Source organism: Vibrio navarrensis (assembly GCF_000764325.1).
Taxonomy (GTDB): domain Bacteria; phylum Pseudomonadota; class Gammaproteobacteria; order Enterobacterales; family Vibrionaceae; genus Vibrio; species Vibrio navarrensis.
Genome location: NZ_JMCG01000002.1, coordinates 799925 through 816363, shown reverse-complemented (window position 1 = coordinate 816363; position 16439 = coordinate 799925). Strand labels below are relative to the sequence as shown.

Below are 16439 nucleotides of genomic sequence, written 5' to 3'. Positions count from 1 at the left end.
CATCTCAAAATCAGAGGTCGCCCGGCTCCCGACAGATGGCAGCCAGTTGCGGTTGGCAAAGTGAGAGTAAACTTTTCAGTTCCAGTTTGAGCCCTGCCATCAAATTGCCGCTGCTGATCGTCACCCATGGCTCGCTCAGTAGGGTTGAGTCGAACACGATTGGCATGTTGGTCTTTAATAGCAAAGGTGTCACCGTGCCAATCTCATAGCCAGTGATTTCGGCCACCTCGGCTTTGTCGACACACGTCATGCGCCGATAACCGAACAGTGCGCGAACTTTTTTCGGATCAACGCTGCGATCGCCGGGGGCACAGGCCAACACATAGCGGTCGCTCATATCTCGCAGTAAAATGCATTTTACCATCTGTGCCGGGCGAATCCCTCTTTGTTGAGCCGCGTCTTCAATGCTAGTCGCAGGCCTTTGGTGGTGAAGCAGGTGATAACTCACCTGCTGCTGTTGGAGATACTGCGTGAGCGCGGTAGCGATGAAATCACTCATCAGCAAGTGAATAGGGCAGTGGCAGGATGCGCCAGCGAGTCTCAGGCTGCTCTGCGAGGCGAAGTTCTGTCTCTGGAGCGAGGTCGTTTGGCAACACCATCAGGCCTAACGCTTGTTGGTCACTAAATTGATAGCAGTGCATTAGCTCGCCTGCTTTACGCCAGTTTTCTCCTACGCTGCGTTCGAGCGTAATCGGCAGCTGTGCGTTCAGTGCGAGCGGACAGTCGCCAGAGACGATATACATCGCGCGTTTGTTGATGCCGCGATATTTGGCACGAGCGACGGTTTCTTGCCCGGTGTAACAGCCTTTCTTAAAGCTTATCCCGCCCACAGCCTGCAGATTGACCGCTTGTGGAATATGTTCACCTTGAGCGGATAGGGGAATGCGCGGCGCTGCCTGTAAAATGTCATACAAATCCCAGAGCGAATGCGTGGTTAAAGGGGCATTGAACTTGGCCAAGAGACTTTCGACTGCTTCTGGTTCAACGATCAAAAGCCACTGTTTGTCCGTCAGTTGCACGGCGGTGGCGTTCTCCAATGCACGCAGTGCTCCGCGCGCCTCACCGCTAAGTGAGTCGATGCAATCTGTTGCTTTGATGCCGCTGATCCCAAGTAATACTTTCTCGCTGATTTGCATGTCAACTTTGGAAAAAATGGCGTATTTCTTCAGCTCTTGCAGTTCAACCTCAACGGCAGATTGGTCTTGCAGCATGGCGTAGCCATCTTGAAAATGAAACAGACGAAAGGTCGACCAAAGTTTGCCTTTGGCATCGCAGTGTCCACCCCAAACGACTTGATCCGCTTGCAGCGAGACCACATCGCAAGTCACTTGACCTTGTAGGTACGATTTTTTGTCGTTGCCAGTGATGGTTACTAGGCTTAGATTGTCCAGTAGGCTGACCGCCAATTCTGGCAACGCTTCGCTGCTGCTCAATTCGAGGCGGGAGAACAGATTCTTCCATTGCATAAGAAAAATACCTATCAATACAGTTGGTAATGCGACGATAAGGGATGCGCACTTGGCATCGCAGCGTCATTTGTCTCTATGTTAATCCGCGCAGCACGCTTTGTCAGCACAGCAAAAACAGGGTTTTATTCAGTGGGTGAGATTGCAGTTTGTGACAGATACACTAGTGGCGGACTGACAGCCTTGTTACACTCCGCCTCAATAAAAACATAAGGTGAGGAATAACCGATGTACACTACGGAAGAAAAAGCGCGCATCAAATGGGCTTGTCGTCGCGGCATGCTGGAGCTGGATGTGGTGATCATGCCTTTTTTTGAAGAGTGCTTTGAAAGCCTAAGTGAAAACGAACAGCGCGATTTTGTATCGCTGTTGGAAAGCGATGATCCGGATTTATTTACTTGGATCATGGGCCACGGACGCAGTGAGAACTTGGGGCATGCCTCAATGGTCGATAAAATTGTCGCTCACAACCTCAGCAAGGTACGTTAATCTTACCTGTTTTTCATCTCGTAAAGCCCATTGGCTCAGTGCTGGCGTGTTCAGTCTTGCTTTGTGGGCTTTAGTCTACTCTTCCTTGCCGCTGGTGACGCTTTTCCCTCTATTCACCATTTTGCTGCAGCGTTATCAAAACCGAGACATCCTCTATCCGCAGTTGCTGGGTCATCTCTCTTTGTCTTTTTCGGGGCGCTTAAAATTGGGCCAGCAACAATGGCAGCTCGCTTGGGTCAATAGTCAGTTCTATTGGTGGTTTATCAGTTTAAAAACCGCCTCGGGTGAACGGTTTTTAATTTGGCGTGACAGTTGCCAAGAAGACGAATATCGCCAACTGCTGGTCGTCATCAAGCAGCTGCAAATGAAAAGGGAGCTAACCTAGCTCCCTTTCATGATTGATAGAACGTAGCAATTAACGCTCTGGGGTGAGAATGGTCGGTGCACTGTGCTCCAACTGCTCAGGATAATCCAAGGTATAGTGCAAGCCTCGGCTTTCTTTGCGTTGCATGGCGCAGCGAACCATCAGTTCCGCCACTTGCAGCAAGTTACGCAGCTCAAGCAAGTTGTTGGAAACTCGGAAGTTACTGTAGTACTCGTGTGTTTCTTGTTGTAGCAACTGAATGCGTCGCAGCGCGCGCTCAAGGCGTTTGTCGGTGCGAACGATACCCATGTAATCCCACATAAACAGGCGCAGTTCATGCCAGTTGTGCTGGATGATCACTTCCTCATCGCTGCAAGTCACTTGGCTCTCATCCCAACTTGGGAGCGAAGGAGCAAGCGTTACGTTTTTGTGCTTTTTCAGTACGTCTTTGGCGGCGGCCCAGGCATAGACCACGCATTCGAGCAGCGAATTCGACGCCATGCGGTTCGCGCCGTGCAAACCCGTGTAGCTGACTTCGCCAATCGCGTAGAGATTTTCCAAGTCGGTTTGGCCGTTTTTGTCGACCATGACGCCACCACAGGTGTAATGAGCGGCAGGAACGATTGGAATGGGTTCTTTGGTCATGTCGATGCCTAAATCCATCAGGCGCGAGTAGATCATCGGAAAGTGCTTAGTGATGAAATCGGCAGGTTTGTGGCTGATGTCGAGATACATACAATCCGCGCCCAGACGTTTCATTTCAAAGTCGATCGCGCGCGCGACGACATCACGCGGTGCTAACTCCTCGCGCGAATCAAAGTCCGGCATAAAGCGCGATCCGTCTGGACGACGCAGATAAGCGCCTTCGCCGCGCAAGGCTTCTGTCAGCAGGAAGTTGCGTGCTTCTGGATGGTAGAGGCAAGTTGGGTGGAACTGGTTGAATTCAAGGTTGGCGACACGACATCCGGCGCGCCAAGCAATGGCAATGCCGTCTCCCGAGGAAACATCTGGGTTTGAAGTATACTGATACACTTTGGATGCGCCGCCCGTAGCCAACACCACAAACTTAGCACGAACCGTTTCGACGTGTTCAGCGTTGCGGTTCCATACGTACGCGCCGATCACCTTGTTTTTGTCGCCGCCAATTTTGTCTTCGGTGATCAAATCAAGGGCGTTATGACGTTCTAAAACTTGGATGTTGGGGTGATTGTGCGCGTTGTCTTGCAAGGACGTTTGCATCGCCATGCCCGTGGCGTCGGCAGCGTGCAGGATGCGCCTGTGGCTGTGTCCGCCTTCTCGGGTCAGGTGATAGCGTGGCTCGTCATCGGAGTCATCTTCTTCTCGATCGAAAGGCACGCCCCCATCAATCAGCCATTGCACACACTCTTTGGCGTTCTCGGCAATAAACTTCACCGTCTCTCGCTCACACAGTCCATCGCCAGCAATCAGCGTATCTTGGATATGCGACTCGATACTATCTGACTCGTCAAAAACAGCGGCGATACCACCCTGTGCGTAAAACGTCGCGCCTTCGCTGCGTGGCCCTTTACTCAACACGATAACTTTACAGTGATTGGCGACTCGCAAGGCTAACGATAGACCCGCAGCACCACTGCCCACCACTAACACATCACATTCATGTTCACGGTTTGCGTTCATAAAATTTTCAAAATCCCGAGCTAAAGTGAACTGGTTCACTTTGGTATATTCAGCACCTCATGTGCATCCAATCTGCATAACACACCGAACACAGTCGGTGAAGAAAAGCCCTAGTCAGCACAAACCGCCATTGCATTTCTCACTCTGTCCATCCAGAATCAATGGCAAAGCGTGTTTATTACATCACATCACGAACCAATATTGACAAAATATTTAAGAAAGCGTGGAACTTTCTTGTTGGTCGCAAGTCACAATAGTGCTCAAGTAGACAGTGGTGTCAATACTACATTATGCATAATTATTGCCCATATCTGTGAAGAGAAGGGTCATAACGAATAGGAGTATCCGCTCGAATGAACGAGCAGCTTACCGATCAAGTATTGATTGAGCGAGTTCAGAGTGGCGATAAGCAAGCATTCAACCTCTTGGTGATCAAGTACCAAAATAAAGTATGCAATCTTATTTCCCGATATGTCAGTAATCCTGGCGATGTCCCCGACGTTGCTCAGGAAGCTTTTATTAAAGCTTATCGTGCGATTCCAAGTTTTCGTGGCGAAAGTGCCTTTTATACTTGGCTATATCGAATTGCGGTAAACACTGCCAAGAACCATATTGTTGCGCAGAGTCGTCGTCCTCCTGCCACCGATGTGGATGCTGAAGAAGCTGAATTTTATGAGACAAGTAACGCCTTAAAAGAAATATCGAACCCAGAGAACTTAACGTTGTCCAACGAACTGAAACAAGTCGTTTTCGATGCGATTAATGCGTTACCCGAAGATTTGAAAACCGCAATGACTTTGCGCGAGCTAGATGGCTTGAGCTATGAAGAAATTGCAGAAGTGATGGATTGCCCTGTAGGAACGGTACGTTCGCGTATCTTCCGTGCTCGTGAGGCGGTGGAAAAGAAAATTCAACCTCTTTTACAACGCTAGTACCAGTAATAACAATGGTGAATTAAGAATGGCTGATAAAGAAAAGCTTTCGGCACTCATGGATGGTGAAACAGTCGATTTGGCCTTGTTGCGAGAAATCGAGCAAGATCAAGACAGCCTTGACTCTTGGCGTCATTATCATTTGATTGGTGATGTGATGCGTGGAGAAGGACCAAGCCAGCCACAATGGAATATTGCTGAAAGTGTTGCCTTAGCATTGGAAGATGAGCCGGTACATAGTACTCATCAGCAGCGCATTGTGGAACTGAGTCAAGTTCCGCGTGAATCGCAGCCCACTCCGCGAGAAGCGAAAAAGCAGCTACCTGCTTGGCTCTCTCAATTTGGTCAGGTGGCGATTGCAGCGTGTGTTTCACTGGCGGTGATCATCGGTGTTCAGCAATATGGCGGCGGTGATTCCAGCGTGCCTCAAGCGGAACAGTTACCTGTCTTGCAAACCATTCCTTTTGCAGGCAGCGCAGAGCCTGTGAGCTTGACACGCGAATCGGTAGAAAAATCGATGAGTGATGCGTCTTTGCAAGAGCAGCGTAAGCGGGTTCATGCTATGTTACGCGACTACGAACTCCAGTTAAGATTAAATAGTGATTCATCCATGCTTGAGGATGAGCAACTTAAATCGGAAATTGAATGAAGAAATTCCTGTTCAGCGTTTGTGCTCTGTTCAGTGTGATGACTCCTCAAGCCTTTGCTAGCGACAAGCCAGCAGAGGCTTTGTTGCATCAAATGAGCGAAGCCAGCCAAAATTTGAGCTATGAACTAGCTTATATTCTCATCAAGAAGAACAGCATCGAGCCTTTGTTGTACCGTCATGCCAACAAAGATGATCTGCAATATGCGCATCTGGTCTATTTAAGTGGCCCGGTACGTGAAGTGATCAAACGGGGCAGTGAAGTCAGTTATATCGAACCGGGCACCGAGCCTTTCACCATCGAAGCCGGAGAAATGGTTGCTCCCGTGATGCCCATGCTTGGCAGCGACATTGAACATCTGCATCGCTACTACGATTACGTTCAAGTGGGCCGAGCACGTGAAGCGGGCACGCCTTCGCAAGTGATCCGGATTGTTCCTAAAGATGGCTTGCGTTATTCCTACGTTATGTGGATTGATGAACAGAGCAAGTTGCCATTGCGAGCTGATTTGGTGGATCGCGATGGGGAAGTACTTGAGCAGTTTAGAACCATCTCCTATTCCGTTAATCAACAGATTGCCGAGCTAATGAGCGGCTTGAAAGATGTCCAGTTGCCTGCAGTACTGAGCTTGCCTAAAGGCGCCGTCGACCAAAGTAATTGGAAAGTCTCTTGGGTGCCTGAAGGGTTTGAGCCGAATGAACTCAATCGTTACCGTTTAGGGTTAACAGAACAGATGGTTGAGAGCCAACTGTTTAGTGACGGTTTGTTCAGCTTTTCTGTGTATGTCAGTGAAAAAGATGCTCATTCGCTCAAAGGGCAATTGGTGCGCCAAGGGCGCCGTACACTCAATAGTGCAGTGCGTGGTAACTACGAGATCTCCGTGGTGGGTGATATTCCTCCCGCTACAGCGCAGCGTATTATCCAATCTGTGACCTTCTCCACCTCGCAGGCTAAGGAGAGCTCGCAATGATGACGGCACTGGCGACGGTCACTCAAGTGACCGCTCAGCAACAGCATTTTTCAGTTGAACTGAGCTGCGAGCAGCAAACCAGTTGTAATAGCTGCGCCTCACAAAAGAGCTGTGGCACAGGCATTGTCAGTAAAGCCGTCGGAAAAAAAGCGTTAGCGTGGCACCTGCAAACCCAGCAGCGTTTGCAGGTGGGAGAAGTGGTCGAAATCGGCATCTCAGAACAAAACGTGCTGCGCTCGGCATTGATTGTCTATGTTGTTCCTTTAATGGCGTTGATATTAGGCGCCATGGTTGGCCAGTTATTGTTGGCTCCTTTGCTTGGACTGGGTGAAGGGATCGTCATCGCCGCTTCGGCCATCGGGGCTGGATTGGGCTTATTGACAGCGAAAAAACTCGCCCGCGCTACTGAACAGCAAAGCGCACAACAGGTTATTTTGCTGCGAACCTTCGGCGCGCCTATTGCCTAAATTATGATGCGTCCCGCCCTGAAATTGGGTAGAATCTGCCAACTTAACAGAAATGCCGCCTTTGAGCGGCGTTTCTATGTCCCAGAATTAAAGAGTTTAGTCACCCCAAATCTATGAAGCACATTCGTAACTTTTCGATTATCGCCCATATCGACCACGGTAAATCGACCCTATCAGACCGTTTAATCCAAGTTTGTGGTGGATTGAGCGACCGTGAAATGGCAGAGCAAGTTCTAGACTCAATGGAACTTGAACGTGAGCGTGGTATCACCATTAAAGCGCAGAGTGTGACACTCGACTACCAAGCTAAAGATGGTGAAACCTACCAGCTCAACTTTATCGATACCCCTGGGCACGTGGACTTCTCTTACGAAGTATCGCGCTCGCTAGCGGCTTGTGAAGGCGCTCTGCTGGTGGTGGATGCTGGTCAAGGGGTAGAAGCTCAGACGCTTGCGAACTGTTACACCGCAATCGAAATGGATCTGGAAGTGGTGCCAATTCTGAACAAAATTGACCTGCCAGCAGCCGAACCTGAGCGTGTGGCGGAAGAGATCGAAGACATCGTCGGTATTGATGCCATTGATGCGGTTCGTTGTTCAGCTAAGACGGGGTTGGGCGTTGACGAAGTGCTGGAGAAGATTGTTTCTGCCATTCCAGCCCCCGAAGGCGACCCAGAGGCGCCGCTGCAAGCGCTGATCATCGATTCTTGGTTTGACAACTATCTTGGTGTGGTGTCGCTGGTGCGAATCAAACACGGTCAGTTGAAGAAGAACGACAAGATCAAAGTGATGAGCACGGGTCAGGTGTGGGGCGTGGATCGCCTTGGTATTTTTACGCCAAAACAAATCGATACCACCGAGCTCAACACTGGCGAAGTAGGCTGGGTTGTTTGTGGTATTAAAGACATTCTTGGCGCGCCAGTGGGCGATACCTTGACGCTGGCAAAAAATGGCGCAGAAAAACCGCTGCCAGGCTTTAAGAAAGTCAAACCACAGGTGTATGCAGGTCTGTTCCCTGTCTCTTCTGATGACTATGAAGCGTTCCGTGATGCCCTTGGCAAACTGAGCCTCAACGACGCTTCTCTGTTCTATGAGCCAGAAACATCAGCGGCACTTGGCTTTGGCTTCCGTTGTGGCTTCCTTGGCATGCTGCACATGGAGATCATCCAGGAGCGTCTTGAGCGTGAATACGATCTTGACCTGATCACCACCGCGCCGACCGTAGTGTATGAAGTGCTCAAGACCAACAAAGAAACCATCTATGTCGATAGCCCAGCCAAACTGCCGGCCATTAATGACATTGATGAGATTCGCGAGCCGATCGCGCGTTGTAACATTCTAGTGCCAGCCGACTACCTAGGTAACGTAATTACCTTGTGTATTGAGAAACGTGGCACGCAGGTTGATATGGTTTACCACGGCAACCAAGTGGCGCTAACCTACGATATTCCAATGGCTGAAGTGGTACTGGATTTCTTCGACCGCTTGAAATCGACCTCACGTGGTTACGCCTCGCTTGATTATGGTTTCCAACGCTTTGAAGCGTCAGACATGGTGCGCGTAGACGTTCTGCTCAACGGCGATAAAGTTGACGCACTGGCGATCATCACTCATAAAGATCAATCGCAGACGCGTGGTCGTCAGTTGGTCGAGAAAATGAAAGAGTTCATTCCTCGCCAAATGTTTGATATCGCGATTCAAGCGGCCATCGGTAACCACATTATCGCCCGTTCAACCGTGAAACAGCTGCGTAAGAACGTATTGGCGAAATGTTACGGTGGTGACGTGAGCCGTAAGAAAAAACTGTTGAAGAAGCAGAAAGAAGGTAAGAAACGCATGAAGCAGATCGGTAACGTCGAACTGCCGCAAGAAGCGTTCCTTGCGATTCTGCACGTGGGTAAAGATTAATTTCCTTGAACTTTATCCGCCTGACATCGGTCATACGACGATAGAAACTGAACAAGTGAAAGGGTTCTCGCCCTTTCACTTTCGTATTTTTTAGATAAGGGAAGTCAATGGCGACGATATTTTCACATCTCCTGGTTATCGCCACCCTAGTGACTGGCGTCATTTGGGTACTAGAAAAGCTGGTTTGGAGCAAACAACGTCAACAGAAAGTGGCGGAAATTGAAGCGCAAACCAACGCAGGTCTGGATGCTGCGACACTGGCAAAAGCGAAAATGCAGCCTTGGTGGATTGAAAATGGCGTGTCGATTTTTCCAGTGATCGGCTTTGTACTGATTCTGCGCTCTTTTATCTATGAACCGTTTCAAATCCCATCGGGTTCTATGATGCCAACCTTGCTGGTCGGCGATTTCATCTTGGTGGAAAAGTACGCGTACGGTTTGAAAGATCCGGTATGGCGCACCCAACTGGTCGAAACGGGCAAACCGGAGCGCGGTGATATTGTGGTGTTTAAATATCCGCCTTCACCGAACGTTGATTACATCAAACGTGTCGTCGGTTTACCGGGAGATACGGTGCGCTACGACAGAAATAAAGAACTTTGTATTCAGGCGAAAGGGCAGAATGAATGCAAATTGGTGGCGCGCAACAATGTGGTTGAGAGTGAGTTCTCGCAGGGTGGCATTCCCCTCATGCAGTTGGATGAAACCTTGGGCGAAGTGAAACACCGCATTCTGATTGATACCACGCGCAGCGATCGCATCAGTGCTTACCGTCCTCGTAGTGGTGTAAACGAGTGGGTCGTTCCACAAGGACACTATTTTGTCATGGGCGACAACCGCGATAACAGTGCTGACAGCCGATTCTGGGGCTTTGTGCCAGAAGCTAACTTGGTGGGTAAAGCCGTCGCTATCTGGATCAGTTTTGAATTTGATCGCAGCGCCGACAGTTTCTTGCCATCATGGATCCCAACCGGAGTGCGTTTTAACCGCATCGGCGGCATTCACTAACATAAATGACTATCGAGAGAGTATGAATTCTCCTATTGATCAACTAAGTAAGAAGCTCGGCTATCAATTTAACGATGCTGAGCTGATCAATCTGGCGCTGACTCACCGCAGCGCCAATGGTAAACACAATGAACGTCTTGAGTTTCTGGGCGATTCAATTTTAAGTTTTGTCATCGCTGATGAACTCTATCACCGCTTTCCCAAAGTGAATGAAGGGGATATGAGCCGCATGCGTGCAACTTTAGTGCGCGGAAACACATTGGCAGAGCTGGGCCGTGAGTTTGGTCTGGGAGATTACTTAAAATTAGGTCCAGGTGAGTTGAAGAGTGGCGGTTTTCGTCGCGACTCGATTCTGGCTGATGCGGTCGAAGCCATTATTGGTGCCATTTATCTAGATAGCGATCTGGAAGTGGTACGTGGCATCGTCTTAAGCTGGTACAACACTCGCCTGGAAGCCATCAAGCCTGGCGTATCTCAGAAAGACCCAAAAACACGCTTGCAGGAGTTTTTACAAGGCAGAAGAAAACCGCTGCCGGTCTACACAGTGACTAATATTAAAGGTGAAGCACACAACCAAGAATTCACGGTTGAGTGTGATGTCGCGGGTATGGACAAGCCTGTGATCGGAAAAGGTACCAGCCGCCGCAAGGCAGAACAAGCGGCTGCTGAAACGGCTCTGGAGCAGTTAACCAATGGCTGATAATGAATTCGATATCGATGCGTTTTTCGCGTCAGAAGAGAAGCAACAACCTTCTTCACTTGAGAATCAACATTGTGGTTTTATCGCCATCGTTGGTCGTCCTAACGTAGGGAAATCGACCTTGCTCAACAAGATCTTAGGGCAGAAGATTTCCATTACCTCACGTAAGCCGCAAACCACGCGTCACCGTATTATGGGCGTCGACACGCAAGGCGATTACCAAGCCATCTACGTTGACACGCCGGGGCTGCACATTGAAGAGAAGCGCGCTATCAACCGTTTGATGAACCGCGCGGCTAACTCGTCACTGAGCGATGTCAATCTGGTGTTTTTCTTGGTTGATGGCACCAACTGGACTGCTGATGATGAGATGGTGCTGACCAAGCTACAAAAAGCCAACTTCCCTGTCGTGCTGTGCGTGAACAAAGTGGATAACGTACAAGATCGCAATGAAGTGATGCTGCACATGATGGAGATGTCGAAGAAGATGGACTTCGTCGACGTGGTGCCCATTTCTGCCAAGCATGGTAAGAACATAGACGTGCTGCGCAAGCACGTGCGTGAGCATCTTCCGAAAGCCGTACACCACTTCCCTGAAGAGTATGTTACCGATCGCTCACAGCGTTTTATGGCGTCTGAAATTGTGCGTGAAAAGCTGATGCGTTTTACAGGCGAAGAGCTGCCATACTCGGTTACGGTGGAAATCGAACGCTTTGACTACAACCCGGAAACCGACGGTTTTCATATCAATGCGCTGATCTTGGTTGAGCGCAGTGGTCAGAAGAAAATGGTGATCGGGAAAGGTGGCGAGAAGATCAAAACCATCGGCCGCGAAGCGCGTCTGGATATGGAAGAGCTGTTTGGCCGCAAAGTCTACCTAGAAACGTGGGTGAAAGTGAAATCTGGCTGGGCAGACGATGAACGCGCCTTGCGCTCGCTCGGATACATTGATGATCTGTGATTGGGCAGGCGAACGTGTCGCTCCGCAATCATGACCGTAGGGAGCCAACTGGCTCCTTATTTTTATGGATGAAACAGTCGCAAAATGAACCCAAGTGACGGCTTACAACGCTGCTTTATTTTGCATCGTCGCCCTTACAGCGAATCGAGCCTGATCCTCGACGTTTTTAGCGAGGAGTATGGTCGGCTGACTATTTTGTCGAAAGGCGCGCGTAGCAAGCGTTCCAATTTAAAAGGGGCGCTGCAGCCTTTTACCCCGCTATTGCTCAAATGGTCAGGCAAAGGGTCAATGAAAACTTTGCGTCAAGCCGAGCCGATCAGCCTTGGCTTGCCACTGTCGGGGATCACCCTATATTCGGCTATGTACGTTAACGAGTTGATTGGACGTGTTTTGGCGGCGGAAGTGGCGATGCCGGGGTTGTTTCATGATTATCTATTTGCGTTAACTGAGTTGGCGCAAAACGACAACCCGGAACCCGCTTTGCGCCGCTTTGAACTGGCGCTGCTGTCGGCGATGGGCTACGGCGTGGATTTTTTACACTGCGCAGGCAGCGGTGAACCGGTCGATCCCGACATGACCTATCGCTACCGTGAGCAAAAAGGGTTTATTGCTTCAGTTCGTATGGATAATCTGACTTTTTACGGTAATGAACTGATTGCAATTAGTGAGCGGCGCTTTGTCACCCGAGAGCAACTTAAAGCGGCAAAACGCTTTACACGCATAGCCTTAAAGCCGTATCTTGGCGGCAAACCTTTAAAAAGTCGGGAATTGTTCATACAGACACGAATTCCCCGAGCAAGGAGTATTGAAAAATGAGCTCAATTTATCTGGGTGTTAACATCGATCACGTCGCGACATTGCGTAATGCCCGTGGGACCAAGTACCCTGATCCTGTCCACGCCGCAGAAATTGCCGAGCGCGCTGGCGCAGACGGCATCACCGTTCACCTACGTGAAGATCGTCGCCATATTACCGATCGCGACGTGCGCCTTTTGAGCGAAACCATCCAGACGCGAATGAATCTGGAAATGGCCGTCACCGACGAGATGGTTGAAATTGCCCTGCAAACCAAACCGGAATACGTCTGTTTGGTGCCTGAAAAGCGTGAAGAGCTGACAACCGAAGGCGGTTTGGATGTAGCTGGTCATCTGGAGAAGGTCAAAGCGGCGACGCAAAAACTGACTGACGCGGGCATTAAAGTGTCACTGTTTATCGATGCCGACCGTGAACAAATTGATGCGGCGAAAGCTTGTGGCGCGCCGTTTATTGAGTTGCACACCGGTCACTATGCCGACGCAGAAACCGAAGCGGATCGGCTCAACGAACTGAAGAAAATCGCCGCTGGTGCCAGCTATGCAGCCGATTTGGGTATTACAGTGAACGCCGGTCACGGCCTCACTTATCACAATGTGGCACCTATCGCTGCGTTGCCAGAGATCTACGAGTTGAACATCGGCCATGCCATCATTGGTCGTGCGGTGTTTGACGGGCTAGAAAAAGCGGTCGCGGATATGAAAGCGATCATGGTTGCGGCTCGTAAGTAAGATGGCAATTGTAGGGCTTGGCACTGACATTGCTGAAATCGAGCGGGTGGAAAAAGCACTCGCTCGTAGCGGCGAAGCTTTTGCCGAGCGCATTCTGAGCCAATCCGAACTGGCGGTGTTCCACTCGACGAAGCAGCAAGGGCGCTTTCTTGCCAAACGCTTTGCGGCGAAAGAGGCGGCATCCAAAGCCTTAGGCACGGGCATTGCTCATGGCGTGACCTTTCATGATTTCACCGTCAGTAATGATGAGCATGGCAAGCCTTGTTTGCATCTTTCCGGTAAAGCGTTGCAGCTTGCTGAGCAGAGACAGGTTGTCCATAGCCATTTGTCGATTTCCGATGAGCGCCACTATGCGGTGGCGACCGTGATCTTCGAATCGTAGCGGTTTATCGTGAGCGGAAGTTTTCCTTCCGCTCCTCTTTTCTCTTCCTTTTCAAAGACGAGTGTCACTCTAGTTGAGATAAAACTGCGCAGTGGCGGTGACTTTAGCCATCTCATCTTGCAGTTCGAACAGTTCAGGCTCAAGTTCGGCCAACTCAACCCCCGAGCGCAATGCGTGTTCTAGCGTAGCGCACAGTGATTTCAGGCGTGGTACGCCGCAGTAAGAGCTGCTGCCATGCAGTTTATGGATGACATGAATTAACTCATCTCGCGGATACTGGCTGTCGTCCAGTGCCTGTTCGACCACCTGTTCAACATCGGGAATAAACTCGGTCAGCATTCTGAGCATGTCTTTAGCGAGGTCTTCTTTGTTGGCGGACTGTTTCAACGCCGCCTGCCAATCAATAATCACGTCCGCTTTGAGCTCTGCCTGAGGCTGCGAGGTTGGTTCTTGGTCGACTTCGGCATAGCAAGGACCGATTTTGTTGAGTTGTTGATCGCAAGTGTTGGGATTCCAATGCACAAGAACCTGCTGCAAGATGTGCTCTTCGATTGGTTTGGTCAGATAGTCATCCATTCCCGCCTTGAGCAGGCGATCTCGCTCTCCGCTCATGGCGTGCGCGGTGACGGCAATCACCGGAGTCTGGCGGTTAAGCTCCCCCTCTTTGATCTGCTTGCAGGCCGTGACTCCATCCATTTGTGGCATCTGGATATCCATAAAGATCAGATCAAATGGCGTTTTGCTCGCCAACTCGACCGCTTCTTGCCCGGAACTGCACGCCACGACGTGCGTCACACGTTCGGCTAAAAGGGCGGTGATCAGTTTGAGGTTGGCTGGGTTATCGTCCACGGCGAGTACGGTGAGCGCGGCTTTATCCTCTTGCAGTACCGGTTGACTCTGCTCAAGCACAGGTTGAGCGGTTTGCGTGGCGATCAAGCTTTGCAGCAGTTTTCGACGGCACAGCGGTTTGGTCAAACACTGCACATCAAAATGTCCCAGCAGTTGATCGGCCAGCGCCAGTTCGGTACTAGGGATGCCGAGCACCGTGTTGGCGGAAAGTTGCAGCGCGTGGCTGAGCCAGTTTTCGATGGTGTGCAAGTCGTAGCTTTGATTGGCGGCCAAGTTGAGCAGAACGAAATCGTAGGTTTTGCTCTCTTCTGGCAAGGTCGAGCGGTAGACCACGTGAATGCCTTCTTGCGCCAATAGTTGCTGCGTGACTGCTGCCGCTTGCATGTTGGGCTCCACCAACAAGAGCTCTTTGCCTTGCAGATACTCGGATTCGAGCAGGTCACTCATTGGCATTTGCGTTGAGTGCAAACGCAGAGTGAACCAGAAGGTTGAGCCTTGGTGCAGGCGGCTGGTGAGGCTGATTTCCCCGCCCATTTGGCTGACCAGTTTTTGCGTGATAACCAGACCTAACCCAGTACCGCCGTAGCGACGTGAAATGCTCGCGTCTGCTTGGCTAAAGGCTTGGAAGAGCTGCGCTTGTTGGCGCTCTGAGATGCCGATGCCGGTGTCTCGCACCATAAATTGCAGATCGACCGCATCGCCTGCTTGGGCGCGCATTTCGACGCTGACATCAATGTTGCCTTTTTCGGTGAACTTAATCGAGTTGCCGACTAAGTTAGTCAGTACTTGCTGAATACGCAGCGGGTCACCCACCAGACCGGGAGGAATTTTCGGATCCACTTTTAAGGTGATCTCCAACCCTTTTTCGTGGGCGCTGGTGGCTTGCAAGCTGATCACCTCTTCCAAGCCCTCTCGGAAATCGAACGGAATGTTTTCCAGCGCCAACTTGCCCGCTTCCAGTTTAGAGAAATCGAGAATGTCGTTGATGATGTTGAGTAGGTTGTTGGCCGATTTTTCAATGGTTTGCAGATAATCGGTCTGGCTGTTGGTCAACTGAGTTTTGAGCATCTGACGAGTAAAACCGATCACACCATTGAGTGGAGTGCGCAGCTCGTGAGACATGTTAGCCAAAAATTCCGATTTTACCCGCGCCGCTTCTTGGGCGCGTTTTTTGGCAATATCCAGTTCGACGTTTTGAATTTCCAGCTGTTCAAGCGTTTCGCGCAAATCGGAGGTTGCTTGGTCGATGCTGTGCTGCATCTCAACATGGTATTCCGAGAGCGAGACGGCCATGGCGTTAATGCCGTTTTTCAGTGAATCCAGCTCACCATGCATTTTGCCTTCGATGCGAATGTCCAACTGGCCGCGGCGGATACGGTCCACCACGTTTTTCATATGGGTAATCGGTTGGGTAACATCTTGCATCAGGCGCGAGGCGAACACGCTAGCCAGACCAAGGCCAAGTATTAACACTAAAAAGGCGGAGAAGACTTCTTGGTATTGCTGTAAGCGCAGCGACGAGAGATCCATCTCGACCGCGATGTAACCGACCGCGCGCGTGGCTTGCTCGGGTTCGACCAAGTTGCTGAGATAGTGCCCCTCGGAAAGGATCGGCACTCGCAGGATCATGGTGGTGTCGTGTAGCTCAGAATCGCCCAGCAGCGGAATCGGCTTGTCTTTGGGAAACGTCAGTGATTCGAAATTGGGGTGAAAGTTGGAAGTAACAAACAGCTCATGATGGCTATCAAATACGGCGATACTGCGCACCAGCTCAGAGTTTTTGCGATGGGCGTAACTGATCAAGCGGCGCACCGCTTCACGGCTTTCGCTCAAAAGATGAGGCTCGCTGGCAATCGCCAAAGGCTCAATAATGCTGTTACCGGTGGTGATCACCTGACGTTCCAGATCCCGATATCGATTAAAAGAGAAAAAACTGCTGAGCAATAGACCTATGATTAAGGTCGGAGCGAGAGTAAGAGTAATTACGCGGGCACGTAAGCCATATCTGGTCATGTTATCTAATTACATCAAGGTCGGGATATGGGAAAATAGGCGTCACAAAAAGCGAAGTGACCCAATCGAATCATCGCACAAG

At 50.4% G+C, this 16439-nt stretch carries 17 protein-coding genes; 13 read left to right on the top strand and 4 right to left on the bottom strand.

Annotation, left to right across the window (positions count from 1 at the left end; genetic code table 11):
• Window positions 1–10: 10 nt before the first annotated feature.
• Window positions 11–499 (bottom strand): aminoacyl-tRNA deacylase, encoded by a 489-nt coding sequence (locus EA26_RS18050; protein ID WP_039430500.1) that lies wholly within the window; start codon window positions 497–499, stop codon window positions 11–13.
• Entirely contained in the window at window positions 492–1466 is a 975-nt protein-coding gene (ygfZ, locus tag EA26_RS18045) for a tRNA-modifying protein YgfZ (RefSeq protein ID WP_039430499.1), read from the bottom strand. The genes EA26_RS18050 and ygfZ overlap by 8 nt, the downstream gene beginning before the upstream one ends.
• 228 nt (window positions 1467–1694) lie before the next feature.
• Between ygfZ and EA26_RS18040 the strand changes: the two genes are divergently transcribed.
• The gene (locus EA26_RS18040; protein WP_039430498.1) at window positions 1695–1955 is read left to right on the top strand and encodes an FAD assembly factor SdhE; all 261 of its coding nucleotides are present in this window, start codon (window positions 1695–1697) and stop codon (window positions 1953–1955) included.
• Window positions 1924–2340 (top strand): protein YgfX, encoded by a 417-nt coding sequence (locus EA26_RS18035; protein ID WP_160173463.1) that lies wholly within the window; start codon window positions 1924–1926, stop codon window positions 2338–2340. Before EA26_RS18040 ends, EA26_RS18035 begins: the two co-directional genes overlap by 32 nt.
• 30 nt (window positions 2341–2370) lie before the next feature.
• Here the strand turns inward: EA26_RS18035 and nadB are convergent, their stop codons facing one another.
• Window positions 2371–3978: an L-aspartate oxidase gene (gene nadB, locus EA26_RS18030; protein ID WP_039430496.1), complete on the bottom strand. Its 1608-nt coding sequence runs from the start codon at window positions 3976–3978 to the stop codon at window positions 2371–2373.
• 353 nt (window positions 3979–4331) lie between these two features.
• Between nadB and rpoE the strand changes: the two genes are divergently transcribed.
• The 11 genes from rpoE to acpS all read left to right on the top strand — a co-directional run bounded on the left by rpoE (window position 4332) and on the right by acpS (window position 13495).
• Window positions 4332–4910: an RNA polymerase sigma factor RpoE gene (gene rpoE, locus EA26_RS18025; protein ID WP_039430495.1), complete on the top strand. Its 579-nt coding sequence runs from the start codon at window positions 4332–4334 to the stop codon at window positions 4908–4910.
• Window positions 4911–4938: 28 nt separating this feature from the next.
• A complete protein-coding gene (locus EA26_RS18020) occupies window positions 4939–5559 on the top strand; it encodes a sigma-E factor negative regulatory protein (RefSeq protein WP_039430494.1) in 621 nt (206 codons plus the stop codon).
• Window positions 5556–6527 carry a sigma-E factor regulatory protein RseB gene (gene rseB / locus EA26_RS18015; RefSeq protein WP_039430493.1) on the top strand — a complete coding sequence of 324 codons (972 nt, stop codon included), beginning with the start codon at window positions 5556–5558 and terminating at the stop codon, window positions 6525–6527. Before EA26_RS18020 ends, rseB begins: the two co-directional genes overlap by 4 nt.
• A complete protein-coding gene (locus EA26_RS18010; protein ID WP_039430492.1) occupies window positions 6524–6994 on the top strand; it encodes a SoxR reducing system RseC family protein in 471 nt (156 codons plus the stop codon). The genes rseB and EA26_RS18010 overlap by 4 nt, the downstream gene beginning before the upstream one ends.
• Window positions 6995–7107: 113 nt before the next feature.
• A complete protein-coding gene (gene lepA, locus EA26_RS18005) occupies window positions 7108–8901 on the top strand; it encodes a translation elongation factor 4 (RefSeq protein ID WP_039430491.1) in 1794 nt (597 codons plus the stop codon).
• A 107-nt stretch (window positions 8902–9008) separates the two neighbouring features.
• Entirely contained in the window at window positions 9009–9908 is a 900-nt protein-coding gene (gene lepB, locus EA26_RS18000) for a signal peptidase I (RefSeq protein WP_039430490.1), read from the top strand.
• A gap of 22 nt (window positions 9909–9930) precedes the next feature.
• Window positions 9931–10608, top strand: a complete 678-nt coding sequence (gene rnc, locus EA26_RS17995; RefSeq protein ID WP_039430489.1) for a ribonuclease III — start codon at window positions 9931–9933, stop codon at window positions 10606–10608.
• The gene (gene era, locus EA26_RS17990; RefSeq protein ID WP_039430488.1) at window positions 10601–11569 is read left to right on the top strand and encodes a GTPase Era; all 969 of its coding nucleotides are present in this window, start codon (window positions 10601–10603) and stop codon (window positions 11567–11569) included. Before rnc ends, era begins: the two co-directional genes overlap by 8 nt.
• An 84-nt stretch (window positions 11570–11653) precedes the next feature.
• Window positions 11654–12385, top strand: coding sequence for a DNA repair protein RecO (gene recO / locus EA26_RS17985; protein WP_039430487.1), 732 nt, complete (start codon window positions 11654–11656; stop codon window positions 12383–12385).
• A complete protein-coding gene (gene pdxJ, locus EA26_RS17980; protein ID WP_039430486.1) occupies window positions 12382–13113 on the top strand; it encodes a pyridoxine 5'-phosphate synthase in 732 nt (243 codons plus the stop codon). The genes recO and pdxJ overlap by 4 nt, the downstream gene beginning before the upstream one ends.
• A 1-nt stretch (window position 13114) precedes the next feature.
• Window positions 13115–13495: a holo-ACP synthase gene (gene acpS / locus EA26_RS17975; protein WP_039430485.1), complete on the top strand. Its 381-nt coding sequence runs from the start codon at window positions 13115–13117 to the stop codon at window positions 13493–13495.
• Window positions 13496–13564: 69 nt separating this feature from the next.
• On the opposite strand, the gene barA is transcribed toward acpS, so the two are convergent.
• Window positions 13565–16357: a two-component sensor histidine kinase BarA gene (gene barA, locus EA26_RS17970; protein ID WP_039430484.1), complete on the bottom strand. Its 2793-nt coding sequence runs from the start codon at window positions 16355–16357 to the stop codon at window positions 13565–13567.
• Window positions 16358–16439 lie beyond the last annotated feature (82 nt).

Excerpts from the sequence above, each read along its gene's own strand:
- acpS (WP_039430485.1), top strand. The coding sequence starts at position 13,115 with ATGGCAATTGTAGGGCTTGGCACTGACATTGCTGAAATCGAGCGGGTG.
- EA26_RS18020 (WP_039430494.1), top strand. The coding sequence starts at position 4,939 with ATGGCTGATAAAGAAAAGCTTTCGGCACTCATGGATGGTGAAACAGTC.
- EA26_RS18010 (WP_039430492.1), top strand. The coding sequence starts at position 6,524 with ATGATGACGGCACTGGCGACGGTCACTCAAGTGACCGCTCAGCAACAG.
- era (WP_039430488.1), top strand. The coding sequence starts at position 10,601 with ATGGCTGATAATGAATTCGATATCGATGCGTTTTTCGCGTCAGAAGAG.
- EA26_RS18050 (WP_039430500.1), bottom strand. The coding sequence starts at position 499 with ATGAGTGATTTCATCGCTACCGCGCTCACGCAGTATCTCCAACAGCAG.
- rseB (WP_039430493.1), top strand. The coding sequence starts at position 5,556 with ATGAAGAAATTCCTGTTCAGCGTTTGTGCTCTGTTCAGTGTGATGACT.
- rpoE (WP_039430495.1), top strand. The coding sequence starts at position 4,332 with ATGAACGAGCAGCTTACCGATCAAGTATTGATTGAGCGAGTTCAGAGT.
- lepA (WP_039430491.1), top strand. The coding sequence starts at position 7,108 with ATGAAGCACATTCGTAACTTTTCGATTATCGCCCATATCGACCACGGT.
- EA26_RS18040 (WP_039430498.1), top strand. The coding sequence starts at position 1,695 with ATGTACACTACGGAAGAAAAAGCGCGCATCAAATGGGCTTGTCGTCGC.
- pdxJ (WP_039430486.1), top strand. The coding sequence starts at position 12,382 with ATGAGCTCAATTTATCTGGGTGTTAACATCGATCACGTCGCGACATTG.
- barA (WP_039430484.1), bottom strand. The coding sequence starts at position 16,357 with ATGACCAGATATGGCTTACGTGCCCGCGTAATTACTCTTACTCTCGCT.
- recO (WP_039430487.1), top strand. The coding sequence starts at position 11,654 with ATGAACCCAAGTGACGGCTTACAACGCTGCTTTATTTTGCATCGTCGC.
- ygfZ (WP_039430499.1), bottom strand. The coding sequence starts at position 1,466 with ATGCAATGGAAGAATCTGTTCTCCCGCCTCGAATTGAGCAGCAGCGAA.
- lepB (WP_039430490.1), top strand. The coding sequence starts at position 9,009 with ATGGCGACGATATTTTCACATCTCCTGGTTATCGCCACCCTAGTGACT.
- rnc (WP_039430489.1), top strand. The coding sequence starts at position 9,931 with ATGAATTCTCCTATTGATCAACTAAGTAAGAAGCTCGGCTATCAATTT.
- nadB (WP_039430496.1), bottom strand. The coding sequence starts at position 3,978 with ATGAACGCAAACCGTGAACATGAATGTGATGTGTTAGTGGTGGGCAGT.